The sequence below is a fragment of the Nocardioides solisilvae genome, assembly GCF_003194625.1.
GTDB classification, from domain to species: Bacteria; Actinomycetota; Actinomycetes; order Propionibacteriales; family Nocardioidaceae; genus Nocardioides; species Nocardioides solisilvae.
Genome location: NZ_QHKX01000002.1, coordinates 473,888 through 500,429 on the forward strand (window position 1 = coordinate 473,888; position 26,542 = coordinate 500,429).

Sequence of the window (26,542 nt, forward strand, 5' to 3'; positions counted from 1 at the left end):
ATCAGGCCACGGCCCTCTCCCGCCCCGTCGCGCCCATCCTGTCGAGCAGCCGCATCGTGACCGGGAGGACGAAGGGGGTGAGCAGCAGGTCCCACAGGACCGCCACGCCGAGGACGCCGAGGATCTCGGGGACGGAGCCCACCGGCTCGCCCAGCAGCAGGCCGGTGAGGGCGAAGACGGAGGTGCCGACGAACGAGCAGGCCGCCACGCAGGCGAGCACGACGGCCGTCGAGGGCCGGGTGTCGGGGCGCACCCGGGCGGCCACCCACGCGACCAGGACCAGGGCGAGCGCCCAGCGGCCGGCGACGTGGTCGGCGGGCGGGGCGAGGTCGAGCAGGACGCCGGCCACGAAGGCGAGCGGGAGGGCGTAGCCGGCGTCGCGGGAGAGGGCCGCCGCGACGACGACGAGCAGCACGAGGTTGGGCACCACGCCCTGCCACGCGAGGTGCGGGAAGAAGGAGACCTGGAGCGCGAGGGCGACCAGGACGGCGAGCAGGCCGGCGGCGGCGCGGGTCGGGTTCATCCGATCCGCCCGTCGGCGCGGACCACCGCGCGGTCGCTGCCGGTCCCCTCGGGGACGACCACGCCGACCACGTCGAGGGCGGAGAAGTCGACGAAGGGCTCGATCACGGCACGCTGCGACTGCTCGCGGACGCTGGCGAAGACGTCGGTGACGCGGCCGACCGGGACCCCGGCGACGTAGGGACCGGCGCCGTCGCTGCCCCAGGTGACCACGGTGTCGCCCTGGGCCGGCACCACCTTCTGGTCGACCAGCTCGAGGTCGAGGGTGCCGTCCTCGCCGCCGCGCAGGAAGCCGAGCTCCATGGAGGAGCCGATCCGGCCGCCGACGGTCGACTCGGCGTCGACGACGAGCAGCACGGTCGCGTGCCGCTGGGTGACCCGGACGACGCGGCCCACGAGGCCGTCGTCGTTGACGACGGTCATGTCGGGCCGCAGCCCGGCCTCGGAGCCGGCGTCGAGGGTGACGGTGCGGGTGAAGGACTGGGCGGGGCCGTAGCCGACGACGCGGGCGGGCACGAGGCTGCGGCCGAGGTCGGCGGCGGCCCGGGTCAGGCCGTCGAACTCGGCGAGGCGGTTGCGGTCGAAGTCGGTGGTGGCGACCTGCTCGCGCAGCGCGGCGTTCTCGGCCTCCAGCTCGCGGATGTCGCGGCGCAGCTCGTCCTTGGCCCGGAACCAGGAGGGGACCGCCGTGAACGGCCGCACGGCCGCCGACGTCACCGACTCCACGGGGGCGAACGCCTCCCCGACCCCGGTGCGCAGGAGCTCGACCGGGGAGTCGTCCCCGGTGGACTGGTCGAGGGTCATCAGGGTCGCGGCGGCCAGCACGAGCGCGACCAGCGTGGACCGGCTCGGCCGCGGCCCGTCGTCGAGGCCGCGCCAGCGGCGCTCCCGGTCGAGGGGGGCCATCAGGTCCTCCGCGGGTCGGAGACGAGGACCTGCTGGAGGGCCTCGAACTCCTCGACGCAGCGGCCGGCGCCGAAGGCCACGGACTCGAGGGGGTGCTCGGCGACGTGGACCGGCATCCCCGTCTCGTGACGGAGCCGCTCGTCGAGGCCGCGCAGCAGCGCGCCCCCGCCGGTCAGCACGATGCCCCGGTCCATGATGTCGCCGGCCAGCTCGGGCGGGGTCTGGTCCAGGGTGGCCCGCACGGCGTCGACGATGTCGGTGACCTGCTCCTCGATCGCGTGCCGGACCTCGGCGCTGGAGACCACGACGGTGCGGGGCAGGCCGGAGACCATGTCGCGGCCGCGGATCTCGGCCTCGGGCTCCTCGGGCAGCGGGAAGGCCGAGCCGAGGGTCATCTTGACCTCCTCGGCGGTGCGCTCCCCCAGCATGAGGGAGTACTCCTTCTTCATCCACGCCATGATCGCCTGGTCGAGGTCGTCGCCGGCGGTGCGGACGCTGAGGCTGGTGACGATGCCGCCCAGGGAGATGACCGCGACCTCGGTGGTGCCGCCGCCGACGTCGACGACCATGTTGCCGGTCGCCTCGTGGACCGGCAGCCCGGCGCCGATCGCGGCGGCCATCGGCTCCTCGACGATGTAGACGCGGCGCGCGCCGGCCTGGTAGCCCGCCTCCTTGACGGCCCGCTGCTCCACCGCGGTGATGCCGCTGGGCACGCAGATCACCATGCGCGGCTTGGCGAAGTAGCGCCGACGGTGCACCTGCTGGATGAAGTAGCGCAGCATCTGCTCGGTGGCGTCGAAGTCGGCGATGACGCCGTCCTTGAGCGGCCGGATCGCCGCGATCGACTCGGGGGTCCGGCCGATCATCCGCTTCGCCTCGTGGCCGACCGCCAGCACCTCGCCGGTGCCGGTGTTCATCGCCACCACGCTGGGCTCGTCGAGGACGACGCCCTTGCCGCGCACGTAGACCAGCGTGTTGGCGGTGCCGAGGTCGACCGCCATGTCGCGGCCGATGACGCTGTTCGCCATGCGCAGGTGCCTTCACTGGTCGCCGGTGGGGAAGCGCCACGACCCGTCGTGCGACGGGTGTGGCCCGGGACTCAGCGTAGGGAGCGCGACGGCCGGATCTCGGCAGGACACGCGCGGGAGGTCGCGCGTGGCCGCGGGGTCAGTCGGCGAGCCCGGGGAACCAGAGCGCGATCTCGCGGGCCGCCGACTCGGGGCTGTCGGAGCCGTGCACGAGGTTCTCGCGGTTGGACAGCGAGAGGTCGCCCCGGATCGTGCCGGGCAGCGCCTTGCGGCCGTCGGTCGCACCGTTGAGCAGGCGGACGACGTCGACGGCCTCGTCGCCCTCGAGCACCACCGCGACCAGCGGCCCGCTGGTCACGAAGTCGCGCAGGGGCGGGTAGAAGTCGCGCTCGACGTGCTCGGCGTAGTGCCCGTCGGAGTGCGTGGAGTCGATCGTCCGCAGCTCCATCGCGACCAGGGAGAGGCCCTTGGCCTCGAACCGGGACAGGATCTCCCCCACCAGGCCGCGCTTGACGGCGTCGGGCTTGAGCAGGACGAGGGTGCGCTGGGTCATGCGCGCAGCCTAGCCACCTCGTCGGGGACCGGGCCCACGGCGTCGGCGTCGGCGACCGGGGCCCCCACGACGCGCCGTACCGGGACGTGGCCGCCCCATCCACCCGCCGCCACGTCGGCCGGGTCGTCGACGGGCGCCCCCTGGCGCTCCTTCATCGACGCCTCGTGCAGGGGCACCGCGAGCACCACCGTGGCCGCCAGCTCCTTGCGGGTGCTGGGCCGCAGCGTGGCGGCCCGCCCCGGGACCATGTGGTCGACGACCAGGTCCAGGGCGCGCTGCCGCTCCGCGGGGTCGTCGACCACCCGGGCAGCGCCGATCACGACCGCGCACCGGTAGTTCATCGAGTGGTGGAACGCCGACCTGCCGACCACGAGGCCGTCCAGCTCGGTGACGGTGACGCACACCTGCGCGCCCCGGGCGGCGCCGAGCCAGCCGGCCGCGACCGAGCCGTGCAGGTAGAGCGAGCCGTCGCGGTCGGGGCCGTCGGGGTCCACGGCGAACGCCGTGGGCAGCACCACCGGGTGGTCGCCCACCGTCACGCCCACGTGGGCCACCTGGGCGTCCCGGAGCAGCGCGAGCATCCGGGCGCGATCGGTCACGACCCGGTGGCGTCCGCGGGAGGCGCGGGTCCGGGCGGTGGGCTCGAGCGGGGCGGCGGCGGTCACGGCGGTCTCGTTCACGGCCCTATGCTGGCGCCCGAGTGGCCCGGCGTCATGGGCCATTTCCGAGACATTTGCACCAGCCACTTGTCCGGGTCCGTGCCCAGCCGCCGTCACCTGACCGGGAGGTCCCCGTGGGTCCCGCCCTCGCGCTCACCCTCGACCGCGACGACCCGCGCCCGCTGGGGACCCAGCTGGCCGACCAGGTCCGGCGCCTGGTGGTCGCGGGACGCCTGGCCCCCGGCACCCGGCTGCCCAGCACCCGCGCCCTGGCGGCCGACCTGGGCGTCTCCCGGGCGGTGGCGGAGCAGGCGTGGGACCAGCTGCGGGCCGAGGGGTGGCTCTCGGCCCGGCGCGGCTCGGGCAGCTGGGTGGCCGAGCGGCCCCACCTCTCGCTGCCGGGCACCGCACCGCGCGGCCCCGCGCCGCACACCGCCGCGGCGCCCCCTCCCGCCGCCCCCGACGACCTCTCCCGGCTCATCCAGATGGACGCGGGGACCCCGTGGGTCGACCGACGGCACGACGCGGCCTGGCGCCGCGCCTGGCGGGAGGTCGCCGCGGCCCGCCCGCCGCGTGGGTACGACGACCCGCGCGGTCTCCCGCAGCTGCGGGCCGCCCTGGCCGAGCGCCTCGCCCGGGTCCGCGGCCTGCGGGTCGACCCCGACGACGTGCTCCTCACCTCGGGCACCACCACCGGGCTGCGCCAGCTGCTCACCGCCCTGCCCCCCGGCCCGGTCGCCGCCGAGGACCCCGGCTACCGGGCCGCCGTCCTGACCGTGCGGGCGGCCGGGCGCGAGGTGCTCGACCTGCCCCCCCGCTTGTCGTCGGCCGACGCCCCGGTCGACCGGCTGGCCGAGCGCCTTGCCGAGCGCTTGGCCGGAGCCGTCGCGGCGTACGTCACCCCAGCCCACCAGCACCCGCTGGGCCACCTGATGCCGGCCACCCACCGGCTGGCGCTGCTGGAGGCGGCCCGTCGCACGGACGCGGTGGTGGTGGAGGACGACTACGACTCCGAGTTCCGCTACGACGTCGCGCCGGTGCCCGCGCTGGCCTCCCTCGACCCGGAGACGGTCGCCTACCTCGGCACGGCCTCCAAGTCGGTCCTCCCCTCGCTCCGGCTGGGCTGGATGGTCGTCCCGCCGGCGCTGCGCGAGCGGGTCGACGAGCACCGGCGGATCACCCACGACGTCCCGGCCTGGCCGGTGCAGCGCGCCTTCTGGGCGCTGCTGCGCGACGGCTACGTCGACGCGGTGGTCCGCAGCGCCCGCCGCGTGTACGCCGAGCGGGCACCGCGGGTGGTGGCCGCGCTGGAGCCCCACGCCGAGCTGGCGGGGCCGGTGGCCGGGATGTACTCGACCTGGCTGCTCCCCCACGACCGGGCGGTGCGGGCCGTGGCCGACGCGCGGGCGGCCGGCTTCCGGGTCAACCTGCTGGCCGACTACTGCCGGGACAGCGGTCTGACCGGCCTCGTGGTGGGCTTCGGCGGGCCGGACGACGACCAGCTCGACCGCGCGCTCGAGGTGCTGGCGCGCTCGCTCGCGCGCTGACGCCCTCGCGGGGTCAGTCCCCCTGCGCCGGCCCGCCCTGGTCGGGACCGGTCGGGGCGGGACCCGCCGGCTGCTCGCCCGCCCGGTAGGCCCGCCAGGCCTCGGCCCGCTCGCGCTCGATCTTGCGGCCCAGCCAGTCGGCCGCGCCCCACAGGCCGGCGAAGATGCCGCCGAGCAGGAACATCATCGGGACCACGAAGCCGAGCCCGACGGCCGCCACCTGGATCGCCCAGCCCGCCCGGTAGGCCCACTCCGCGCGCAGCATGCCGGCGAGCAGCAGCGAGGCCAGGGCGAGGCCCAGCCCGATCGCGAGGGCCGTGCCCGTCGGCACGTCGGCCAGGGTGATCATCACCGGGGTGGTGAGCCCGAGGGCGATCGCCTCGAGGCCGAGCACGGCCGCGCACATGCCGCGTCGCGGCGACCGCTCGGTGTTGGGCTCGGCGACGCGGGGCGTCGGGGCCTCGGCGCTCACGCGTCGTCCTCCGCCCCGGTCGCCGCGTCGTCACCGTCGGGGTCGTCGGTCTCGCGGCCGAGCCGGCGCAGCGCCTCGTCGCCCGTGCCGCCGGTGACGAGCCGGGCCCGGGGGGTGCCGCGGGGAGCCGCGGGGCGCAGCATGGCGCGGGCCTCTCCCACGGTGACCACCGAGCCGGTGACCAGGACCGCCCCCGACCCCACCGACTCGCCGAAGGACTGCCCGGTCTCGGCCAGCGCCGCGGCGCGGTCGATCGCGTCGGCCAAGCGCGGGACGACGGTCACCCGGTCCTGGCCGAAGACCTGCACCGCCGCCTCGCCGAGCGCCTCGGCCCGCATCGCGCGCGGCGTGGAGCTCTGGGTGACCACGACGTGGGCCAGGTGCGGCTCGAACGCCGCGAGCAGCCCCTCGTGGTCCTTGTCGCCCATCACCGCGACCACGCCGACCAGCGGGGAGAAGGAGAACGAGTCGGCCAGGGCCGCCGCGGTCGCCTCGGCACCGGCCGGGTTGTGGGCGGCGTCGAGCACGATCGTCGGCGAGCGGCGGATCACCTCGAGCCGGCCGGGCGAGGTGACCTCGCCGAAGGCGGCGCGGACCAGGTCCTCGTCGAGCGGGGCGTCGCCGGTCAGCGCCTCGACGGCGGCGAGCGCCACGGCGGCGTTCTGCGCCTGGTGGGCGCCGTGCAGGGGCAGGAAGACGTCGTCGTACCGGGCGCGCAGGCCCTGCAGCGAGACCATCTGGCCTCCGACGCCGGGCACCCGCGACAGGACGCCGAAGTCGACGCCCTCGAGCACGAGGTCGGCGCCCACCTCCCGGGCCCGCTCGACCAGGACGGCGGCCACCTCGGGGGTCTGCGCGGCGAGGACCGCGGTGCTGCCGGGCTTGATGATGCCGGCCTTCTCGGCGGCGATGGAGACCGCGTCGGGGCCGAGGTACTGGGCGTGGTCGACGGCGACCGGGAGCACCACCGCCACGTCGGCCTCGACCACGTTGGTGGCGTCCCACGAGCCGCCCATCCCGACCTCGACCACCGCGACGTCGACCGGGGCGTCGGCGAAGGCGGCGTACGCCATCCCCACGACCGTCTCGAAGAAGGAGAGCGGGTGGTCCTGCTCGGCGTCGACCAGGTGCGTGTACGGCGCCACGTCGTTGAAGGCGCGGACGAAGGCCTCGTCGTCCAGCGGCTCGCCGTCGATGCTGATCCGCTCCGACATCTTCTCGACGTGCGGGCTGGTGAACCGGCCGGTGCGCAGCTCGAGGGCGCGCAGCAGGGTGTCGACCATCCGGGAGGTGGAGGTCTTGCCGTTGGTCCCCGTGAGGTGCACGACCTTGAACGCGCGCTGCGGGTCGCCGAGCAGCTCGGTGAAGGCCTGGATCCGGTCGAGCGAGGGCTCGAGCCGGGTCTCGGGCCAGCGCGAGAGGAGGGCGTCCTCCGCCTCCGCGAAGGTCTCGGCGGGACGGGGCTGCGCAGACTCGGTCATGATGTCCCGAGTCTAGGGCCCTCCCCCGGGCCGGGCCGCACCGCGAGGTCGGCGGTCTCCGCGACCGGCTCGAAGCCCAGCCGCTCGTAGAGCGCGTTCGAGACCGGGTTGTCGGCGTCGGTGAAGAGGCACGGGCGGACCCCGTCGGCGAGCAGCCGGCGCGACACCTCCGCGACGGCCGCCGCGGCCAGGCCCCGCCCGCGGTGCCGCTCGGGGGTGTGGACGGGCCCGATCCGCGCGACCCCGAGGGCGGGGGCGTTGACGCCGGTCAGGTGCACCACCTCCCCCGAGGGGTCCTCCCAGAGCAGCAGGCGCCCGGGCAGGACCCGGTTGCGGAGCATCGAGTCGCGGTCCTCGGTGACCGGCACGTGGCCGGACCCGCGCCCCGCCTGCCGGTCGGCGTCGGCGGCGAACTCGGCGAACCAGGCCAGGCAGAGGTCCACCTCGTCGGCGCGGGCGGGGCGGAGCCGACCCGGCGGCACCGGCACGTCGGCCGGCGGACGGGTGAGCTGCATCAGCCGCGTGCGGAGCCGCACCTCCACCCCCGCGCCCCCGGTCAGCCGCGCGGTCTCCTCCGCCACCACCCGGGCGGCCGGCAGGGCCCCGTTGACCGCGTGCACCTCCTCGCCGCGCTCGTGCAGCAGGCGGGCCAGCGCCCTGGCGGCCGCCCCGGGCATCGGGAGCACGTAGACGGGGCGCGCCCCGGAGGGGACGGCGCGCATGGCGGCCCCGCGGACGGCGCCGCCCGCGTCGCGCGCGACGGCGTACCAGCTCCGCGGGTCCTGGGCGACGCCGGCGGCGACCTCCGCGACGGCCCGGACCACCCGGGTGGTCAGCACCGTGCCGACCACGGGGTCGGCGGCGAGGTGCTCCCCCGCCGCCGCGAGGAAGGCGGCAGGGTCGTCGAACATCTCCACGCGGGCGGCGCTCACCCCGGCAGCGTAGGAGCGGCGCCCGCGCGTGAGAACTCATTTAGTCGCCCGTCCCGCCCGCTCATAGACTCCCCTCCATGACTGAGAACCAGACCCCCGACCTGTCCACGACGACGCCGGCCCCGCGCGACGTCGTCGTACCGGACAAGCCGGCCCTGGAGGGTCTGGAGGCCAAGTGGTCCCAGCGGTGGAAGGACGACGCCACCTACCGCTTCGACCGCACCCAGCCGCGGGAGAACGTCTACTCGATCGACACGCCGCCGCCCACGGTGAGCGGCTCCCTGCACGTCGGCCACGTCTTCTCCTACACCCACACCGACCTCGTCGCGCGCTACCAGCGGATGACCGGCAAGAGCGTCTTCTACCCGATGGGCTGGGACGACAACGGCCTGCCCACCGAGCGACGCGTGCAGAACTTCTACGGCGTGCGCTGCGACCCGTCGCTCCCCTACGACGCCGACTTCACCCCGCCCGAGAAGCCCGACCCCAAGCGGCAGGTGCCGGTCAGCCGGCCCAACTTCGTCGAGCTCTGCGACCAGCTGGTCCAGGAGGACGAGAAGGTCTTCGAGCAGCTGTGGCGGACCCTGGGCCTCTCGGTCGACTGGGACCACCAGTACACGACGGTCGGCACGCGGGCCCGGGCGGTGAGCCAGCGCGCGTTCCTGCGCAACTTCGCGCGCGGCGAGGCCTACCTTCAGGAGGCCCCGACGCTGTGGGACGTCACCTTCCAGACGGCGGTCGCCCAGGCCGAGCTCGAGGCCCGGGAGTACGCCGGCGCCTACCACCGCGTCGCCTTTCACCGGCCCGACGGCGGCACCGTGGAGATCGAGACCACCCGGCCCGAGCTGATCCCGTCGGTGGTCGCGCTGATCGCCCACCCCGACGACGAGCGCTACCAGCCGCTCTTCGGCACCACCGTCACCTCGCCGGTCTTCGGCGTCGAGGTCCCGGTCGTGGCCCACCCGGCCGCCGAGATGGAGAAGGGCGCGGGCATCGCGATGTGCTGCACCTTCGGCGACCTCACCGACGTCCAGTGGTGGCGCGAGCTCCAGCTGCCCGTGCGCACCGTGATCGGCCGCGACGGTCGCTTCACCCGCGAGACGCCCGCCTGGCTGGCGGCCGACGAGGCCGCGGCGCACTTCGACGATCTGGCGGGCAAGACGGTCTTCTCCGCCCGGGAGGCGATGGTCGCCAAGCTCCGCGAGACCGGCGACCTGGTCGGCGACCCCAGGCCCACCCAGCGGATGGCCAACTTCTACGAGAAGGGCGACAAGCCGCTGGAGATCGTCTCCACCCGCCAGTGGTACGTCACGAACGGCGGCCGCAGCACCGAGCTGCGCGAGGAGATGCTGGCGCGCGGCGCCGAGATCCAGTGGCTGCCCGAGCACATGAAGCACCGCTACGACAACTGGGTCGGCGGCCTCAACGGCGACTGGCTGATCAGCCGGCAGCGGTTCTTCGGCATCCCCTTCCCGGTCTGGTACCCGCTGGACGCCGAGGGCGAGCCCGACTACGACCACCCGCTGCTGCCGAGCGAGGCCGAGCTGCCGGTCGACCCGTCGACCGACGCCCCGCGCGGCTACGAGGAGGGCCAGCGCGGCAAGCCGAACGGCTTCCTCGGCGACCCCGACGTGATGGACACGTGGGCCACCTCCTCCCTGACCCCGCACATCGCGGGCCAGTGGGGCACCGACGACGACCTCTTCTCGCGCGTCTTCCCCATGGACCTGTGCACCCAGGGCCACGACATCATCCGCACCTGGCTCTTCTCCCGCGTGGTCCGCTCCCACTTCGAGAACGGCGTCACGCCGTGGTCGCACGCCATGCTGTCGGGCTGGATCCTCGACCCCGACCGCAAGAAGATGTCGAAGTCCAAGGGCAACGTCGTCGTCCCGACCGAGATCCTGGAGAAGTTCGGTGCCGACGCGGTGCGGTGGCGCGCCGCCCTCGCCCGACCGGGCCTCGACTCCCCCTTCGACGAGACGCAGATGAAGGTCGGCCGCCGGCTGGCCATGAAGGTGCTCAACGTCGCGAAGTTCGTCCTGTCCAGCGTGGGCGCCACGAACCCCAGCCCGGTGACCGTCTCCGAGCCGGTCGACTGCGCCCTCATGGGCCGTCTCGCGTCGGTGGTCCGCGTCGCGACCGAGGCGTTCGAGGCCTACGACTACACCACCGCGCTGGAGGTGACCGAGCGCTTCTTCTGGGAGTTCTGCGACGACTACGTCGAGCTGGTCAAGGAGCGCGCGTACGCCGAGGAGGGCGGCCCCGCCACGGAGTCGGCCCGGGCGGCCCTCGCGGTGGCCCTGCACGTCCAGCTGCGCCTGCTGGCCCCGTTCCTGCCCTACGCGACCGAGGAGGTCTGGTCGTGGTGGCGGGAGGGCTCCGTGCACACCCAGGCCTGGCCGACCCCGCTCGAGCTCGGCTCGGCGGCGGCCGCGGACCCGCAGTCGCTCGCCGGGGTCGCCGCCGCCCTCGCCGGCGTCCGGGGCGCCAAGTCCAAGGCGAAGGTCTCCATGCGCCACGAGCTGTCCCGCGTGCGCGTCTCCGGCCCGGCCGCCCTCGTCGCGGGTGCCGAGTCGGCCGCCGACGACCTGCGCAAGGCCGGCAAGATCACCGGCGAGCTGGAGTTCGTCGTCGACGACGCGGCCCAAGAGATCCAGGTCGAGGCCGAGCTGGCCCCGACGCCCGAGGCTTGACCGCCCGGCGTCCGCCCGCCCGCTCGCTCACCCGCCCGCCACTCGGCACCGGGTCGGTCGCGGAGCCCCCTCGGCTCCGCGGCCGCCCCGCCGGGATCCCCCCTGGAATCCCCCGCCTGGAATCCCCGCCTGAGCGGGGATCGCTGAAGTTCGTGCCCCTTGCACGCCGAGCCAACCCGCAGGAACCCGAGCCAAGTTCACGGCGGGAGCACCCACCGACGCTCCGAGGAACCGTGCCCCGCTGGCCCGGGTCCGGTCCCTCCACGTGAGCCCGGGACCGGGGTCGTCACTCGCCTGCCCGGCGACGACGCGGACGCGTCCGCGCCCGCGGCCGTACTCCGCGCGCGTGCGTCAGGGACGCGCGTGCGTGAGGGTCGCGCGTACGTCAGGGGCGGACGTGCGTCAGGGGCGGACGTGGGTCAGCCGCGGCCGGGGTGCTGCGGACCACGCGAGGGCGGGCCGACGACCTGTCCGAGGTCTTGTCCGGGCATCCTCGGCGTCGCCAGCGGCGCGGCCGGGGCAGCGGAGGGGGTGGCGGACGGCGTGGCGGCCGGGGTCGGTGCGGGGCTGGGCGTCGCCCAGCGCTGACCGGCCGAGGCAGGGGTGCCCGGGCGTGGTCCGGGAGTCGGCAGCCAGACGGGGGGACGCACCGGGAGGGCGGGGGTCGCCGGGAGGGTGGGTCGAGCGGTCGGCGACGGCACCGCGGGCGTCGGGGCCGGCCGAACCGGCTTGCGGGCCCAGGTCGGCGCCGCAGGCGTCGGCCGCGCGGGCAGCGGGATGACCGGACGGGTCGTGGGCGGCAGCGTCGGACGAGTCGTGGGCGGCAGCGTCGGACGAGTCGTGGGCGGCAGAGTCGGGCGCGGCGGCAGCGTGGGCCGGACGGGCAGCGTGGGCCGGGCGGGCAACGTGGGGTGCACCGGGTGCGTCGGCAGCGAGACCGTCGGCGTCGGCAGCGCGGGGAGCGGAGTGGGCGTCGCGGTCGGGACGGGCAGCTGCGGCGTGACCGGTGGCGCCACGGGCGGCTCGGACATCCGGGGCGCCCGAGGAACGGTCCGGGGTGCCCGGCGGATCTTCGTCTGCGTCGAGCGGCGCGTGATCTCCACGACCGCAGGGCCACGGTCGGCTGCGCCCGACGGGGACGCCGCGACCTCGACCTCCGCCACCGGGGCACTCTCGTCCTCGCGGTCGAGCGCTCGCGCCGGGGGACCGTCGGGTGCGACGTCCCGGGGGTCGTGGCCGAGCACGGCGGCCGGCCCGGGCAGCGCGCGGAGCACACCGACGATCGCCTCGCTGCGCACCGCGTGACCCAGGAACAGGGCACACAGCACGGTCACGGCGAAGAACGCCATCAGCGGACGCTTGTGCTCGGCACTCATGCGCTGGCCCCACTTCCGTCCCGAGAGAGTCTGACTCCCCCATTGTGGGGCGGTCCGCGCCGGTCATCACGGTCGTCGGGACCAAATGGTCACAAATGACTAGGTGGACCCAGCCGGACGGGTCACGCCGAACCGGTCAGGCCGAACCGGTCAGGCCGAGCGCTTCTTCTTCTCGGGCTCGCGCGGGACGAGGGTCGGAGTGGCCTCGCCACGCACGACCTCGGAGCTCACGATCACCTTGGCGACGTCCCCGCGGGACGGGACGTCGTACATCACGTGGAGCAGGACCTCCTCGATGATGGCGCGCAGCCCTCGGGCTCCGGTCCCCCGCTCCAGCGCCTTCTCCGCGATCGCGGCGATGGCTCCGTCGGTGAACTCGAGCTCGACCCCGTCGAGGTCGAAGAGGCGCTGGTACTGCTTGACCAGCGCGTTGCGGGGCTCGGTGAGGATCTGCACGAGCGCCTCGGTGTCGAGCTTGCTCACGCTCGCGATGAGCGGGAGCCGCCCGATGAACTCGGGGATCAGCCCGAACTTGGTCAGGTCCTCGGGGCGCACCTGGGCCATCAGGTCCTCGGCCTCGCGCTCGGCCTCGCCCCGCACCTCCGCGGTGAAGCCGAGGGACTTCTTGCCCACCCGCTGCTCCACGATGTGCTCGAGCCCGGCGAACGCGCCTCCCACGATGAAGAGGATGTTGGTGGTGTCGATCTGGATGAACTCCTGGTGCGGGTGCTTGCGCCCGCCCTGCGGGGGCACCGACGCGGTGGTCCCCTCGAGCATCTTGAGCAGCGCCTGCTGGACGCCCTCGCCAGAGACGTCCCGCGTGATCGACGGGTTCTCGGCCTTGCGGGCCACCTTGTCGATCTCGTCGATGTAGATGATCCCGGTCTCGGCCTTCTTGACGTCGTAGTCGGCCGCCTGGATCAGCTTGAGCAGGATGTTCTCGACGTCCTCGCCGACATAGCCCGCTTCCGTCAGCGCGGTCGCGTCCGCGATGGCGAACGGCACGTTGAGCATGCGGGCCAGCGTCTGGGCCAGGTAGGTCTTGCCGCAGCCGGTCGGGCCGATGACGAGGATGTTGGACTTCGCGACCTCGACGACCTCGTCCTTGTGGTGCTTGCCCGGCGTGCTCAGCCCGGCCTGGACGCGCTTGTAGTGGTTGTAGACCGCGACCGCGAGCGACTTCTTGGCGTGCTCCTGGCCGATCACGTAGGAGTTGAGGAACTCGAAGATCTCCTTCGGCTTCGGCAGCTCCTCGAGGCCGACCTCGGTGCCCTCGGCCAGCTCCTCCTCGATGATCTCGTTGCAGAGCTCGATGCACTCGTCGCAGATGTACACGTTGGGCCCGGCGATGAGCTTCTTGACCTGCTTCTGGCTCTTCCCGCAGAAGTTGCACTTCAACAGGTCGCCGCCGTCACCGATGCGTGCCACGGGCGATCATCCTCCGGTTCGGCCGGGCGGACCCGGCAACGTGCTTCGAAACTCCTAGACGGTACCCCGTACCCGCCCCGTCACGGGGCGGGACACGGAGACCGACGTCGTGCGTGTGTCCGGCTCGGCTCAGCCGAGCGCGAGGGCGCTGGAGCGGGGCTCCAGCACCGAGTCGATCAGACCGTAGTCGACCGCCTGGGCCGCCGTGAGGATCTTGTCGCGCTCGATGTCGCGGCTGACCGTCTCGAGGTCCTTGCCGCTGTGCTCGGCGATCATCTTCTCCAGCAGCTCGCGCATCCGCAGGATCTCGTTGGCCTGGATCTCGATGTCGGAGGTCTGGCCGAACGTGCCCTCGGTGTAGGGCTGGTGGATGAGGATGCGGCTGTTGGGCAGCGCCATCCGCTTGCCGGGGGTGCCCGCGGCGAGCAGGATCGCGGCGGCCGAGGCCGCCTGGCCGAGGCAGACCGTCTGCACGTCGGGCTTGATGAACCGCATCGTGTCGTAGATCGCGGTCAGCGCCGTGAACGAGCCGCCCGGCGAGTTGATGTAGATCGAGATGTCCTGGTCGGGGTTCATCGTCTCCAGGCAGAGCAGCTGCGCCATGACGGCGTTGGCCACGTCGTCGGAGATCGGCGAGCCGAGGAAGATGATGCGCTCCTCGAAGAGCTTCGCGTAGGGGTCGATGCGGCGGAACCCGTAGGAGGTCCGCTCCTCCCACTGCGGGATGTAGTAGTTCATGCGTCAGTCCTTGTCGGAGTCGGAGGAGTGGGCCGGCCGGCCCTCGTCGGCGGCCTCGCGGGCGCTCTTGATCACCTGGTCGACCAGCCCGTACTCCCGGGCCTGCTCGGCGGTGAACCAGCGGTCGCGGTCGGCGTCCGCCTCGACCTGCTCGACGCTCTGGCCGGTGTGCTGGGCGATCAGGTCGAGCAGCACCCGCTTGATGTGCAGCGACTGCTGGGCCTGGATCTTGATGTCCGACGCGGAGCCGCCCATGCCCGAGGAGGGCTGGTGCATCATGATCCGCGCGTGCGGCAGGGCGTAGCGCTTGCCCTTGGTGCCGGCGCAGAGGAGGAACTGGCCCATCGAGGCGGCCAGGCCCATGCCCACGGTCGCGACGTCGTTGGGGATGTAGTTCATCGTGTCGTAGATCGCCATCCCCGCGTCCACCGAGCCACCCGGGCTGTTGATGTGGAGGAAGATGTCGGCCTCGGGGTCCTCCGCCGAGAGCAGGAGGAGCTGGGCGCAGATCGCGTTCGCGTTGGCGTCGCGGACCTCGGAGCCGAGGAAGACGATCCGCTCCTTGAGGAGGCGCTGGTAGATGTGGTCGTCGAGCCCGTAGGAAGCACCGCCGTTCATCTGCGGCGTCGTCAGGGAGGCACTGGAGTTCGGGTTCACGCCAGTGACCCTAGCCCGTGGCTCCGACAGTTCCACGGCATATCGGCCCCTGTTCGCCCACAGCGCACACCCCTCCCGGACAGTCCCTCACGTTCTGACCCGCGACACGCCGTCGACCGTGGTCAGGACGTGGGGGACTACCGAGCGAAAGGGGGCGGAAACGACGGAGCCCCCGCCAGGGCCGACCTCGTGGGGTCGGAGCCCGGACGGGGACTCGTCGTGGTGGTGCGGGTGCTCAGTCCTCCGAGGAGGCCTTCTCGTCGGCCTCGGCAGCCTGGGGGGTCTCGCCCTCGGCGGCCTCGGCCTCCGGCTCGCCGACGGTGCCGTCGGGACGCAGGTTCTTCAGGTCCACGACCTGGCCCGAGGCGTCCTTGACCTCGGCCGCCTCGACGACCCGGGCCAGCGCCTTGCCCCGCAGGATCTCCTGCACGAGCTCGGGGATGTGGTTGTGCTCGAACATGTGGTTGGCGAACTCCTGCGGGTCCTGGCCGGACTGCTGGGCCCGCATCACCATGTGCTGGGAGAGGTCGTTCTGGTCGACCCCCAGCTCCTCCTTCTTGGCGATCGCGTCGAGCAGGAACTGGGCGGTGACGGCGTCGCGGACCCGGCGGTCGAGGTCGGCCTCGAACTCCTCCTGGGTCTGGCCCTCGTCCTCGAGGTACTTCTCCATCGTCATGCCGGCGTAGGCGAGCTGCTGCTCGACGTTCTGGCGGCGGGCGTTGAGCTCGTCGGTGACCAGCGTGTCGGGGAGCGGGATCGAGACCTTCTCCAGCAGCGCCTCGAGCACGGCGTCCCGGGCGGCGGCGGCCTGCTCCAGGCGCTTGCCCCGGCCCAGCCGCTCGCGCACGTCGGCGGTGAGCTCCTCGACGGTGTCGAACTCGGAGGCCAGCTGGGCGAACTCGTCGTCGAGCTCGGGGAGCTGCTGCTCCTGGACGCCGGTCACCTTGACGGTCACCTCGACGTCAAGGCCCACGAGGTCGCCGCCGACCAGCTGGGAGGAGAAGGTCTTCTCGTCGCCGGCGGCCATGCCGACCAGCGCCTCGTCGAGGCCGTCGAGCATGCCGCCGCGACCCACCTTGTAGGACATCCCGGCGACCTCGCCGCCCTCGACGGTCTCGCCGTCCTGGTCGGCACGCAGGTCGATGGTCACGAAGTCGCCGTCGGCCGCGGCCCGGTCGACGTCAACCAGGGTGCCGAAGCGCTCGCGCAGGGCCTGGACCTGCTCCTCGACGTCCTCGTCGGTGACGACGGTGTCCTCGACCTCGGCCTGGACGCCCTCGTAGTCGGGCAGGTCGAACTGCGGCTTGACGTCGACCTCGGCGGAGAACTCGAGCACCTCGCCGTCCTCGAGCCGGGTCACCTCGATCTCGGGCTGGGCGAGCGGCTCGAGGCCGTTCTCCTGCATCGCCTCGATGTACTTGGCGGGGACGACCTGGTTGACCGCCTCGTCCAGCGCGACGCCGCGGCCGACCTGGCGGTCGATCACGGCCGGCGGGACCTTGCCGCGGCGGAAGCCGGGGACGTTGATCTGCTTGGCGATGTTCTTGTACGCCGCGTCGAGGCTCGGCTTGAGCTCCTCGAAGGGCACCTCGACAGTCAGCTTGGCCCGGGTCGGGCTCAAGTTCTCGACGGCGCTCTTCACAGGTGGTCTCCATTCATCGGTGGATCGTCTCGGGTGTTGATTCGTGCTGGTCGTGCGGGTACGTGCAGGGAGAGTCGGGGCGACAGGACTCGAACCTGCGGTCTCCTGCTCCCAAAGCAGGCGCGCTAGCCACTACGCTACGCCCCGCCAAGTGCCCTCGGCCGGGTCGGTCAGGGGCGCCTTGGAGCGGATGACGGGAATCGAACCCGCGTAGCCAGTTTGGAAGACTGGGGCTCTACCATTGAGCTACATCCGCCTGCGCGCTCGCGGCAGTCTCCCGTCGCCAGGCGCGACGCCATGGTGCCACACCACGGACCCCGGGCCACAACCGAGGCGGGGCCGTCCAGCACCCGATCAGGGGCGCAGGTGCACCATCAGCAGGGCCCGGTCGTCGTCGGGGGCCCCCAGCCTGTCGATGAGCCGGGCCGCGCCGTCCTCGAAGTCCCCGCGCAGGATCCGCTCCGCGCGGCCGAGCATCCGGTCGATGCCCAGCGCGATGTCGAGGCCGCGGTCCTCGACCAGCCCGTCGGTGTAGAGCAGCATCGCGTCGCCGGGACGCAGCCGGCCGGTCGCCGCGGGGTACTCGGCGCCGTCGATGAGGCCGAGCAGCGGGCCCTGCGGCTCCACCACGCCCCAGCGTCCGTTGCCCGCGTCGTGGACGACCGCGGGCGGGTGCCCGGCGGAGCGGAGCTCGTAGCGACCCGTGGACAGCTCCAGGGAGAGGTGCACGGCCGTGGCGAACCCCTCCTCCCAGTCCTGGCGCAGGAGGTAGGCGTTGGCCGCGGGCAGGAAGTCGGCCGGCGCCATCGCGCCGAGCAGGCCGCCGAAGGCGCCCGACAGGAGCAGGGCGCGCGTGCCGGCGTCCTCGCCCTTGCCGGAGACGTCGACGACCGCGACCTCCAGCCGCTCCGGGGTGGAGCGGCTCGCCACGACGAAGTCGCCGGCGAACGGCGTCCCGCCCGCGGAGCGCAGCTCCCAGGCGACGTGCCAGCGCGGCGGCAGGGGCGGGATCGCGCCCTGCTTGAGGATCCGGTCCCGCAGGTCGACCAGCATCGACTCCCCCATCACCCCGGCAACCCCGAGGCGGGAGCGCCGGAACGAGCCGAGCAGGACGATGAACCCCAGCCCGAACATCACCATCACGCTGACCGCCACCCGCAGCGTGATCGTCGGCTGCTGGGTGACCGTGACGGCGAGGGTGAGCAGGACGAAGACGATGAACCACGGCAGCTGGCGCGGGCCCAGCAGGAGGCTGGAGATCACCATCGGGACGACGAGCAGGATCAGCGGCGCGGCGTTCGGCAGCCCGATGATGGCCGCGGCCATCAGCAGGGTCACGACGACGAGGAGCACCAGCTGCTCGGACATGCCGGTGCGCACGGCCCTCTGGTAGTGCTGCCGGACGCGTCGGGTGGACGCGGCCAGCACCGAGCTCGGCTCAGCCATGGGTGTCCTCAGGGGTGGGTTCCCCCGAGCCTAGGGCTCGCGACCTGAAACGCGGCTGGCACCGCGCGCACCAGAAGAGGTTCCTGCCGGCGAGGACGTCGGTGCGCACGGCCCTCCCGCACACGAGGCACGGCTGACCGGCACGCCGGTAGACGTAGACCTCGCCCCCGTGGTCGTCGCGCCGGGCCGGACGGCCCATCGCCTCGGGGGTGTGCTCGGGCCGGACCGTGTCGATGCGGCCGAGCCGCACGCCCTCGGCCATCAGCCCCACCAGGTCGTCCCAGACCGCGCGGAACTGGCCGCGTCGCAGGGTCCGGCCGGGACGCAGGGGGTGCAGCCGCTGCCGGAAGAGGACCTCGGCGCGGTAGACGTTGCCGACGCCGGCCAGCACGGCCTGGTCCATCAGCAGGTCGCCGACCGGGCGGGGGCTGCGCCGGACCCGCTCCCAGGCGAGCTCGGGGTCGGCGTCGGGGCGCAGCGGGTCGGGACCGAGGCGGGCCAGCGTCTCGGCCACGGCCCCGCGACCGACCAGGTCGCAGCGGGTGGCGCCGCGCAGGTCGGCGTACGCCGAGGAGCCGGCTCCGCGGTCGGCGACCAGGCGCAGGCGCACCTGCCCGATCGGCGGCGGGACCACGGGGACGTCGGCGTGCACGGCGAAGCTGCCGTAGAGCCCCAGGTGCACGTGGACGAAGCGGTCGCCCTCGAGCTCGACGAAGAGGTGCTTGCCCGCGGAGTCGGCCCCGACCAGGGTCGCCCCGTCCAGCTGCCGCGCCTCGGCGGCGAACCGGCCCTGCGGGCTGCTCGCGGCGACCGTCCGGCCCGCGAAGGCCGCGGAGAGGTCGTCCGCGAGGCGGCGGAGTGTGTGACCCTCAGGCATCCGGGCCGGTGAGGGCGGAGTCGGGCAGCGGAGGGAGCTCGCGGGTCTGCTCGTAGTCGGACATCTGGCCGATCCGGCGCACGTGCCGCTCGTCGCCCGAGAAGGGCGTGGTGAGGAAGACCTCGACGAAGCGGGTCATCTCCTCCAGCGTGTGCATCCGGCCGCCGACCGAGACCACGTTGGCGTCGTTGTGCTCCTTGGCCAGCGCGGCCGTCTCCTCCGACCACGCGAGGGCGCAGCGCACGCCCAGGACCTTGTTGGCGGCGATCTGCTCGCCGTTGCCCGAGCCGCCGATGACGACGCCGAGGCTCATCTGCCCCTCGGCCCGCTCCGCGGCGACGGCCTCGGCCGCGCGCAGGCAGAAGACCGGGTAGTCGTCGACCGCGTCGTAGACGAAGGGCCCGTGGTCGACGGCCTCGTGGCCGGCGTCCACCAGCCAGTTCATCAGGTGGTCCTTGAGCTCGAGGCCGGCATGGTCTGAACCGAGGTGCACGCGCATGGGCAGATCCTCTCAGACGTGCTGGCGCAGGAAGCCCGCCACCTGCCGCATCAGCGGCTCCGCGGCGTCGAAGGCGTCCGCGTGCCGCCAGAAGCCGTGCACCATCCCGAGGTAGCGGGTCCCCACGACCTCGACGCCGAGGTCGGACAGACGGGCGGCCAGCAGCTCCCCTTCGTCGCGCAGCGGGTCGTGCTCGGCGGTCACCACCAGCGTCGGCGGCAGGGTGTGCAGCCGGTCGGAGCGCAGCGGCGCCAGGTCGGGGTGCTGCAGGTCCTCGGGGCGGGCGGCGTACTGCTCCCAGTACCAGCGCGCCTCGGCCGGGTCGAAGCCCTCGGCCCCGGTGCGGTAGGACTCCCCCGCCATCCCGGGGTCGAGGAACGGGTAGATCAGGGCGGTCGCGGCGAAGGTGCCGGGGTGGCGCAGGGCGGCGACCAGCGCGAGGTTGGCGCCCGCACTGTCGCCGTGGGCCACGAGCGGGAGCAGGGGCGGCAGTCCCAGCTCGGCCAGCCCGCCCGCGCCCAGCCAGCGCACGACGGTGGAGACGTCGTCGGGGGCCGCCGGGAAGGGGTGCTCTGGCGGCTTGCGGTACCCCACGCTGAGCACCGCGAGCCCGGAGCGGTTGGCCAGCCGACGGGCGGCGGGGTCGTGCACCTCCACGTCGTTGAGCACGAAGCCGCCGCCGTGCAGGTGGACCACGAGGGCGGCCGGCTCCTCGGCGTCGGGGCGGTAGAACCGCACCGGCACGCCGTCGGCGACGAGGTCCAGGACCTGGCCGACGGGCTCGCGCGGCGCCACGAGCGCCGCCGCGTGCGCCGCGGCCCGCTCGGCGGCGACGTCGAACGCCGGGTCGGCGACCGACGTCTCGTCGGCCGACTCCTCGAGCGCGGCCTTCGCCTGGGGGTGGAGCGCCATCGTTCCTCCTGCGTGCTGACGGGTCCTGACGGGGGTGCTGGCGGGTGCGGGACGAGTGTGCCGGTCAATCGAGCAGGTGCGCCAGCAGGCCCACGGCGCGCAGGAGCAGGGTCTCGCGGGGCGCCGTACGCCGGCGCGCGCCGGTCGCGAGCGTCCGGCCGTCGGCGTCCGCGACCTCGTAGCGCTGGGAGACCCCAGCACGGTAGGTGACCTCCACCGGCCCCGCCGACGCGCGCGTCATCCTCCGTCGCCCACGTCCCGGCTCAGAGGCCGAGCCGGGCGAGCTCGTCGTCCACCAGGGCGGGGTCGAGCTTGGTGAAGACGGGCGCCGGCTTGCTGACCGGCGTCCCGACGACGACGGGCAGGCTTCCCCAGGGCCGGATCGTGGAGTAGTCCCCGGTGATCACGGGGTACCCCGGGCCGCCGTCGAGGTCGTCGGCCTCCTCGATCCGCGGCAGCGGCTGCACGTCGCCCGCGCCGCCGAGCGCCCGGTCCACCTCGTTGGCGGTGAACGGCAGGAAGGGGCTGAGCAGGGTGTTGAGGTCCTGGACGCACTGCGTCATCACGTGCAGCACGGTCGCCAGGCGGTCGGGGTCGTCCTTGATCTTCCAGGGCTCGGAGTCGGTGACGTACTTGTTGACCTCGGCCACCGTCCGCATCGCCGCGGTGATCGCGTGCCGCATCCGGTTGCGGCCGATGTTGTCGCCGACCTCGTCAAACGCCGCGCGGCAGGCCTCCAGCACGGCCCGGTCGGCGTCGGTCAGGTCGCCCGCCGACGGGATCTCCCCGAAGTTCTTGGCCACCAGCGTCGCGGTCCGGCTGACCAGGTTGCCCCAGCCGGCGACCAGCTCGGAGTTGGTGCGCTGCACGAACTCCGACCACGAGAAGTCAGAGTCCTGGTTCTCGGGACCGGCGGCGGCGACGAAGTAGCGGAACGCGTCCGCCTGGTAGCGCGACAGCAGGTCGGCGACGTAGATGACGACCTTCTTGGAGGACGAGAACTTGCGCCCCTCCATGGTGAGGAACTCGGAGCTCACGACCTCGGTCGGCAGGTTGAGCACGCCGTACTCGTGCTGGCTCCCGCCCCTGCTTCCCTGCCCGTTGTAGGCGAGCATCTCGGCCGGCCAGATCTGGCTGTGGAACGTGATGTTGTCCTTGCCCATGAAGTAGTAGGACAGGGCCTCGGGATCGTTCCACCACTGCCGCCAGGCCTCGGGGTCGCCGGTGCGGCGCGCCCACTCGATGGAGGCCGACAGGTAGCCGATCACGGCGTCGAACCAGACGTAGAGCTTCTTCGTCGGGTTGTCGACCCACCCCTCGAGAGGCACCGCGATGCCCCAGTCGATGTCGCGGGTCATGGCGCGCGGACGGATCTCGGACAGGATGTTCTTCGAGAACTTGATGACGTTGGGCCGCCAGGTCCCCGAGGCGTCGCGCTCGTCGAGCCACTCCCCCAGCGCCTCGGCCAGCGCCGGCAGGTCGAGGAAGAAGTGGCGGGTCTCGACGAACTCGGGCTTCTCGCCGTTGATCCGCGAGACCGGGTCGACGAGGTCGTGCGGGTCCAGCTGGTTGCCGCAGGCGTCGCACTGGTCGCCGCGGGCACCCGGGGTGCCGCAGAGGGGGCAGGTCCCCTCGATGTAGCGGTCGGGCAGGGTGCGCCCGGTGGACGGCGAGATCGCGCCGTACGTCGTCTGCTCGACGAAGTAGCCGTTCTCGTGGACCCCGCGGAACATCTCCTGGACCACGGCGTGGTGGTTGCGGGTGGTGGTGCGGGTGTACATGTCGTAGGAGAGGCCGAGACCGACCAGGTCCTCCACGATCAGCCGGTGGTTGCGGTCGGCCAGCTGCTGCGGGGTCAGCCCCGCCTCGTCGGCGGCGATGAGGATCGGGGTGCCGTGCTCGTCGGAGCCCGAGACCATGAGCACGTCGTGACCGGCCATCCGCATGTACCGACTGAACACGTCGGAGGGCACGCCGAACCCGGCCACGTGGCCGATGTGGCGCGGGCCGTTCGCGTACGGCCAGGCGACTGCGGAGAGAACCTTCGTCATGAGCCCGATCCTAGTGAGGCGCGTGTCCCCCGCCCGCGTCGGCGCTAGGTTGCCGCCCATGGAGCTGCTGATCGCCGAGGACGTGCTGCTGCTGCTGATGGACGACGAGCGGGGCCGGATGGCCGCCGCGTCGCACGCGCGACCGCTCCTCGGCGGCGCGCTGCTGGTCGAGCTGGCCCTCGACGGGGGCGTCGAGGTCGAGGAGAAGCGCGGCTTCTGGCACAGCGCCAAGGTGCACGCACGCCAGCTGCGCTCCCCCGTCCGCCCCGACCCCCTGCTCGCCGAGGCCTTGCAGGTGGTGGCCGAGAAGCCCCGCACCGCCCAGGACCTCGTCAACCGGCTCGGCAAGGGGGTCCGCGACATCCTCCAGGACCGGCTGGCCGACCGCGGTCTCCTCGAACGCCGGGAGCGCAAGGTGCTCGGCCTCTTCCCGAGCACCACCTGGCCGGCCGCCGACCTCGCCCACGAGCGCCAGGTGCGCGAGCGGCTGCAGGGCGTCCTGGTGCAGGGGCTCACGCCGGACCCCCGGACCGCGGGCGTGGTCGCGCTGCTGCAGGCCGTCGACCAGGCGCACCGGGTGGTCGACCGGAGGGGCCTGCGCGCCGGCGAGGTGAAGCATCGGGCCAAGGCGATCGCCGAGGGCGACTGGGCGGCCAAGGCCGTCCGGGACGCCGTGGCGGCCGCCCAGTCCGCGGTCGCCGCGGCGGTGGCCGCCTCGGCCGCCGCCGGAGCCTCCGGCGGCTAGCTGAAGTCGAGCTCTCCGGTCCGCGAGCGCTTGAGCTCGTAGAAGTAGGGCACCTTGGCCACGGCGACGCAGCCGTCCCACAGCTGGCCGGCCTCCTCGCCGCGGGGGATGCTCGACAGCACCGGCCCGAAGAAGGCGGCACCCTCGATCGCGATCGTGGGGGTGCCGACGTCGTCGCCCACCTGGTCCATGCCCTCGTGGTGGGAGCGGGCCACGGCCTCGTCCAGGGAGGAGTCGTCCATGGCGTCGACGAGGTCCGCCTCCAGCCCCGCCTCGGCAACGGCGGCGGCGATCAGCTCGCGGCTGATCGGCTGCTGCTCGAGGTGGATCCGTTTCCCCATCGCCGTGTAGAGCGGGAGCAGGACCTGGCGGCCGTGCCGCTGCTCGGCCGCGAGGCAGACCCGCACCGGGCCCCAGGCCGGCCTGAGCATCTCGCGGTAGTCGTCGGGGATGTCCTTGTCCTGGTTGAGGTACGCCAGGCTCATCACGTGCCACGTGACCTCGATGTCGCGCACCTGCTCCACCTCGAGGATCCACCGGGAGGTGATCCACGCGAAGGGGCACAGCGGGTCGAACCAGAAGTCGGCGTTCGTCTTGTCGCTCACCCCGACAGTCAAGCACCCGGCCCTGACGCAGGGCTCCCTGGACAGGTCGGTGCCGGGTGACATGATGCAGCCCATGCCCGGAACCAACCTGACCAGGGACGAGGCCGCGACCCGCGCCGCCCTCCTGGACGTGACGTCCTACACCGTCGAGCTCGACCTCACCACGAGTGACAAGACCTTCGGCTCCACCACCACCCTCGAGTTCACCTGCCGGGAGCCCGGGGCGAGCACCTTCGCCGACCTGGTCGACGCCGAGGTGCACGAGATCACCCTCAACGGCCGCAGCCTCGACCCCGCGACGGCGTACGCCGACAGCCGGATCGCGCTCGACGACCTGCAGGCCGACAACGTGCTGGTGGTCCGCGCCGACTGCACCTACAGCCACACCGGCGAGGGGCTGCACCGGTTCGTCGACCCCGCCGACGACCGCGTCTACCTCTACAGCCAGTTCGAGGTGCCCGACGCCCGCCGCGTCTTCACCACCTTCGAGCAGCCCGACCTCAAGTCGAGCTTCACCTTCCACGTCACCGCCCCCGAGCACTGGAAGGTCGTCTCCAACTCGCCCACCCCCGAGCCGGTCGCCGTCGAGGGGCAGAGCGGCAAGGCCGTGTGGCGGTTCGAGCCGACCGTGCGGATGTCGACGTACATCACCGCCGTGGTCGCCGGCGAGTACCACGAGGTGCTCGACACCTACGAGGGCAAGTACGGCACCATCCCGCTCGGCCACTACTGCCGGCAGTCCCTCGTCGAGCACATGGACACCGAGAACCTCGTCGCCACCACCAAGGCGAGCTTCGAGTTCTTCGAGGAGAAGTTCGACTTCCCCTACCCCTTCGGCAAGTACGACCAGCTCTACGTGCCGGAGTACAACATGGGCGCGATGGAGAACGCCGGGTGCGTGACGCTGCGCGACGAGTACCTCCCCCGCAGCCGCCAGCCCCGCTCGTTCTACGAGTTCCGCACCTCCGTCATCACCCACGAGATGGCCCACATGTGGTTCGGCAACCTCGTGACCATGAAGTGGTGGGACGACCTCTGGCTCAACGAGTCGTTCGCCGAGTGGGCCTGCTACTGGTGCGAGGCCGAGGCCACCGAGTTCACCGACGCGTGGACCGGCTTCGCCAACGCCCGCAAGCAGACCGGCTACCGCGCCGACCAGCTGCCGAGCACCCACCCGATCGCGGCCGACAACGTCGACCTGCACGCGGTCGAGGTCAACTTCGACATGATCACCTATGCCAAGGGCGCCTCGGTGCTCAAGCAGCTCGTCGCGTGGGTGGGCCTCGAGCCGTTCGTCGCCGGCCTGCGGCAGTACTTCAAGGACCACGCCTTCGGCAACGCCACCTTCGACGACCTGCTCGCGGCGCTGGAGAGGTCGTCGGGCCGCGAGCTCCAGGGCTGGGCCGCCGAGTGGCTGCAGACCGCGGGCGTCAACACGCTGCGACCCGACTTCGAGCTGGACGCCGACGGCGCCTACTCCTCCTTCCGCGTGCTCCAGGGTGCCGCGCCCGAGCAGCCCACGCTGCGCCGTCACCGCCTCGGCATCGGCCTGTACGACGAGGTCGACGGTCGCCTGGTCCGTCGCGACTACGTCGAGGTCGACGTGGAGGGCGAGTCGACCGAGGTCGCCGAGCTGGTCGGCGTCCGGCAGCCCGCGCTGCTGCTGCTCAACGACGAGGACCACGCCTACGCCAAGATCCGCCTCGACGAGCGGTCGCTGGCCACGGCGGTCGAGGGCCTCTCCCGGCTCGACGACTCGCTCGCCCGCGCGCTGGTCTGGGGCGCCACCTGGGACATGACCCGCGACGCCGAGCTGCCGGCCCGCGACTTCGTCCGGCTGGTGCTGGCCAACATCGGCTCCGAGACCGACGCCTGGGGCGTCACCCGGATCCCCGTGTCGGCCGCGATGGCCGTCAACCTCTACTCCGACCCGGCCGGCCGCGACCAGCTCCGGGCCGAGTGGGAGGCGGGGCTGCGCGCGCTGCTGCTGGCCGCCGAGCCCGGCAGCGACCACCAGCTCACCTTCGCCCGGTCCTACGCAGCGGCTGCGCGCTCCGACTACGCGCTGGACGACGTCCGGGGCATCCTCGAGGGGACCGTCGACATCGACGGGCTCGCCGTCGACCAGGACCTGCGCTGGGCGCTGATCACGGCCCTTGCGGCCGCCGGCCGGGCCGACGACGCCGCCATCGACGCCGAGCTGGAGCGGGACCGCACCATCGAGGGCAAGGAGAAGGCCGCGGCCGCCCGGGTGGCCCAGCCCACGTCGGAGGCGAAGGCCGCCGGCTGGGCCGCGATCCTGGACCCGGCCACGCCCAACGAGACGTCGCGCGAGATGGTCTTCTCCATCTTCCGCCACGGCCAGGACGAGGTCGTCGCGCCCTACCTGGAGAAGTACCTCGAGGCGGCCGACAGCCTGATCGACACGCTCGGCTTCCACAAGGCGGCCACCGTGCTCGAGTACGGCTTCCCGAAGGCCCTCGCCTCGCCCGCGCTCGCCGCCCGGGTCGAGGCCTGGCTGGAAGGTGCCACCGCGCCGAAGGGTGCGCTGCGCTACGTCCGCGAGGGCCTGGCCGACGTGCGCCGCGCGCTCGCCGCGCAGCAGCGCGACGCCGCGGGCGCCTGACGGGCTCTCCCGGGACGTCATCAGGAAGGGTCGTCCGGGCGACCTCTCCTGATGACGTCCGAGGGGCCCTCCAGGGACGTCGTCAGGAAGGGTCGTCCCGGCGACCGCCACTGATGACGTCCGAGGGGACGGCCGGGGGTCGCT

24 protein-coding genes and 2 tRNA genes are annotated in these 26,542 nt (G+C 73.2%); 4 read left to right on the forward strand and 22 right to left on the reverse strand.

Annotated elements, in window-relative coordinates; all coding sequences use genetic code 11:
* Position 1 precedes the first annotated feature (1 nt).
* The 5 genes from mreD to DNK53_RS08270 form a co-directional block, all read right to left on the reverse strand.
* Entirely contained in the window at positions 2–523 is a 522-nt protein-coding gene (mreD, locus tag DNK53_RS08250; protein WP_110181817.1) for a rod shape-determining protein MreD, read from the reverse strand.
* Positions 520–1,428: a rod shape-determining protein MreC gene (mreC, locus tag DNK53_RS08255; RefSeq protein ID WP_110181818.1), complete on the reverse strand. Its 909-nt coding sequence runs from the start codon at positions 1,426–1,428 to the stop codon at positions 520–522. The genes mreD and mreC overlap by 4 nt, the downstream gene beginning before the upstream one ends.
* The gene (locus tag DNK53_RS08260) at positions 1,428–2,456 is read right to left on the reverse strand and encodes a rod shape-determining protein (RefSeq protein ID WP_204163818.1); all 1,029 of its coding nucleotides are present in this window, start codon (positions 2,454–2,456) and stop codon (positions 1,428–1,430) included. Before DNK53_RS08260 ends, mreC begins: the two co-directional genes overlap by 1 nt.
* 139 nt (positions 2,457–2,595) lie before the next feature.
* Positions 2,596–3,009 (reverse strand): nucleoside-diphosphate kinase, encoded by a 414-nt coding sequence (ndk, locus tag DNK53_RS08265; RefSeq protein WP_110181819.1) that lies wholly within the window; start codon positions 3,007–3,009, stop codon positions 2,596–2,598.
* On the reverse strand, positions 3,006–3,689 hold the full coding sequence (locus DNK53_RS08270; protein WP_239456428.1) for a pyridoxamine 5'-phosphate oxidase family protein: 684 nt from the start codon (positions 3,687–3,689) through the stop codon (positions 3,006–3,008). Before DNK53_RS08270 ends, ndk begins: the two co-directional genes overlap by 4 nt.
* Before the next feature lie 113 nt (positions 3,690–3,802).
* Here DNK53_RS08270 and pdxR point away from each other — a divergent pair, with 113 nt between their 5' ends.
* Positions 3,803–5,215, forward strand: a complete 1,413-nt coding sequence (pdxR, locus tag DNK53_RS08275) for a MocR-like pyridoxine biosynthesis transcription factor PdxR (RefSeq protein WP_110181820.1) — start codon at positions 3,803–3,805, stop codon at positions 5,213–5,215.
* A gap of 13 nt (positions 5,216–5,228) precedes the next feature.
* Here pdxR and DNK53_RS08280 read toward each other — a convergent pair whose 3' ends face one another.
* The 3 genes from DNK53_RS08280 to DNK53_RS08290 are packed head-to-tail and all read right to left on the reverse strand — an operon-like array spanning position 5,229 to position 8,100.
* Positions 5,229–5,687, reverse strand: a complete 459-nt coding sequence (locus DNK53_RS08280) for a DUF4233 domain-containing protein (RefSeq protein ID WP_239456429.1) — start codon at positions 5,685–5,687, stop codon at positions 5,229–5,231.
* Positions 5,684–7,168 (reverse strand): bifunctional folylpolyglutamate synthase/dihydrofolate synthase, encoded by a 1,485-nt coding sequence (locus DNK53_RS08285; protein WP_110181821.1) that lies wholly within the window; start codon positions 7,166–7,168, stop codon positions 5,684–5,686. Before DNK53_RS08285 ends, DNK53_RS08280 begins: the two co-directional genes overlap by 4 nt.
* Complete coding sequence (locus DNK53_RS08290; protein ID WP_204163820.1) at positions 7,165–8,100, reverse strand: GNAT family N-acetyltransferase; 936 nt, start codon at positions 8,098–8,100, stop codon at positions 7,165–7,167. Before DNK53_RS08290 ends, DNK53_RS08285 begins: the two co-directional genes overlap by 4 nt.
* Positions 8,101–8,177: 77 nt before the next feature.
* On the opposite strand from DNK53_RS08290, the gene valS reads away from it, so the two are divergent.
* On the forward strand, positions 8,178–10,796 hold the full coding sequence (gene valS, locus DNK53_RS08295) for a valine--tRNA ligase (protein WP_110181822.1): 2,619 nt from the start codon (positions 8,178–8,180) through the stop codon (positions 10,794–10,796).
* 419 nt (positions 10,797–11,215) lie between these two features.
* Here the strand turns inward: valS and DNK53_RS08300 are convergent, their stop codons facing one another.
* The 13 genes from DNK53_RS08300 to metG all read right to left on the reverse strand — a co-directional run bounded on the left by DNK53_RS08300 (position 11,216) and on the right by metG (position 22,422).
* Entirely contained in the window at positions 11,216–12,172 is a 957-nt protein-coding gene (locus tag DNK53_RS08300) for a hypothetical protein (protein ID WP_110181823.1), read from the reverse strand.
* 150 nt (positions 12,173–12,322) lie between these two features.
* Entirely contained in the window at positions 12,323–13,600 is a 1,278-nt protein-coding gene (clpX, locus tag DNK53_RS08305; RefSeq protein ID WP_110181824.1) for an ATP-dependent Clp protease ATP-binding subunit ClpX, read from the reverse strand.
* Positions 13,601–13,729: 129 nt separating this feature from the next.
* Positions 13,730–14,338, reverse strand: coding sequence for an ATP-dependent Clp protease proteolytic subunit (locus DNK53_RS08310; protein WP_110181825.1), 609 nt, complete (start codon positions 14,336–14,338; stop codon positions 13,730–13,732).
* A gap of 3 nt (positions 14,339–14,341) precedes the next feature.
* Positions 14,342–14,956, reverse strand: a complete 615-nt coding sequence (locus DNK53_RS08315; RefSeq protein WP_110181826.1) for an ATP-dependent Clp protease proteolytic subunit — start codon at positions 14,954–14,956, stop codon at positions 14,342–14,344.
* 274 nt (positions 14,957–15,230) lie between these two features.
* Entirely contained in the window at positions 15,231–16,637 is a 1,407-nt protein-coding gene (tig, locus tag DNK53_RS08320; RefSeq protein WP_110181827.1) for a trigger factor, read from the reverse strand.
* A 74-nt stretch (positions 16,638–16,711) separates the two neighbouring features.
* Positions 16,712–16,784: transfer RNA gene (locus DNK53_RS08325), tRNA-Pro, on the reverse strand.
* A 35-nt stretch (positions 16,785–16,819) separates the two neighbouring features.
* A tRNA-Gly gene (locus DNK53_RS08330) sits at positions 16,820–16,893 on the reverse strand.
* 98 nt (positions 16,894–16,991) lie between these two features.
* Positions 16,992–18,083, reverse strand: coding sequence for a PP2C family protein-serine/threonine phosphatase (locus DNK53_RS08335; RefSeq protein ID WP_110181828.1), 1,092 nt, complete (start codon positions 18,081–18,083; stop codon positions 16,992–16,994).
* Positions 18,076–18,960 (reverse strand): Fpg/Nei family DNA glycosylase, encoded by an 885-nt coding sequence (locus DNK53_RS08340; RefSeq protein WP_110181829.1) that lies wholly within the window; start codon positions 18,958–18,960, stop codon positions 18,076–18,078. The genes DNK53_RS08335 and DNK53_RS08340 overlap by 8 nt, the downstream gene beginning before the upstream one ends.
* Complete coding sequence (locus DNK53_RS08345) at positions 18,953–19,459, reverse strand: ribose-5-phosphate isomerase (protein WP_110181830.1); 507 nt, start codon at positions 19,457–19,459, stop codon at positions 18,953–18,955. Before DNK53_RS08345 ends, DNK53_RS08340 begins: the two co-directional genes overlap by 8 nt.
* Before the next feature lie 12 nt (positions 19,460–19,471).
* A complete protein-coding gene (locus tag DNK53_RS08350; protein ID WP_110181831.1) occupies positions 19,472–20,371 on the reverse strand; it encodes an alpha/beta hydrolase in 900 nt (299 codons plus the stop codon).
* 64 nt (positions 20,372–20,435) lie between these two features.
* A complete protein-coding gene (locus DNK53_RS17460) occupies positions 20,436–20,612 on the reverse strand; it encodes a hypothetical protein (protein ID WP_162599838.1) in 177 nt (58 codons plus the stop codon).
* Between the two features lie 22 nt (positions 20,613–20,634).
* Positions 20,635–22,422: a methionine--tRNA ligase gene (metG, locus tag DNK53_RS08355; RefSeq protein WP_110181832.1), complete on the reverse strand. Its 1,788-nt coding sequence runs from the start codon at positions 22,420–22,422 to the stop codon at positions 20,635–20,637.
* Positions 22,423–22,480: 58 nt separating this feature from the next.
* Here metG and DNK53_RS08360 point away from each other — a divergent pair, with 58 nt between their 5' ends.
* Positions 22,481–23,167: a GOLPH3/VPS74 family protein gene (locus DNK53_RS08360; RefSeq protein WP_110181833.1), complete on the forward strand. Its 687-nt coding sequence runs from the start codon at positions 22,481–22,483 to the stop codon at positions 23,165–23,167.
* Here DNK53_RS08360 and DNK53_RS08365 read toward each other — a convergent pair.
* The gene (locus DNK53_RS08365) at positions 23,164–23,772 is read right to left on the reverse strand and encodes a mycothiol-dependent nitroreductase Rv2466c family protein (RefSeq protein ID WP_239456430.1); all 609 of its coding nucleotides are present in this window, start codon (positions 23,770–23,772) and stop codon (positions 23,164–23,166) included. The two genes, DNK53_RS08360 and DNK53_RS08365, sit on opposite strands and share 4 nt — an antisense overlap.
* 73 nt (positions 23,773–23,845) lie before the next feature.
* On the opposite strand from DNK53_RS08365, the gene pepN reads away from it, so the two are divergent.
* Positions 23,846–26,398: an aminopeptidase N gene (gene pepN / locus DNK53_RS08370; RefSeq protein ID WP_110182398.1), complete on the forward strand. Its 2,553-nt coding sequence runs from the start codon at positions 23,846–23,848 to the stop codon at positions 26,396–26,398.
* The last annotated feature ends 144 nt before the right edge of the window (positions 26,399–26,542 follow it).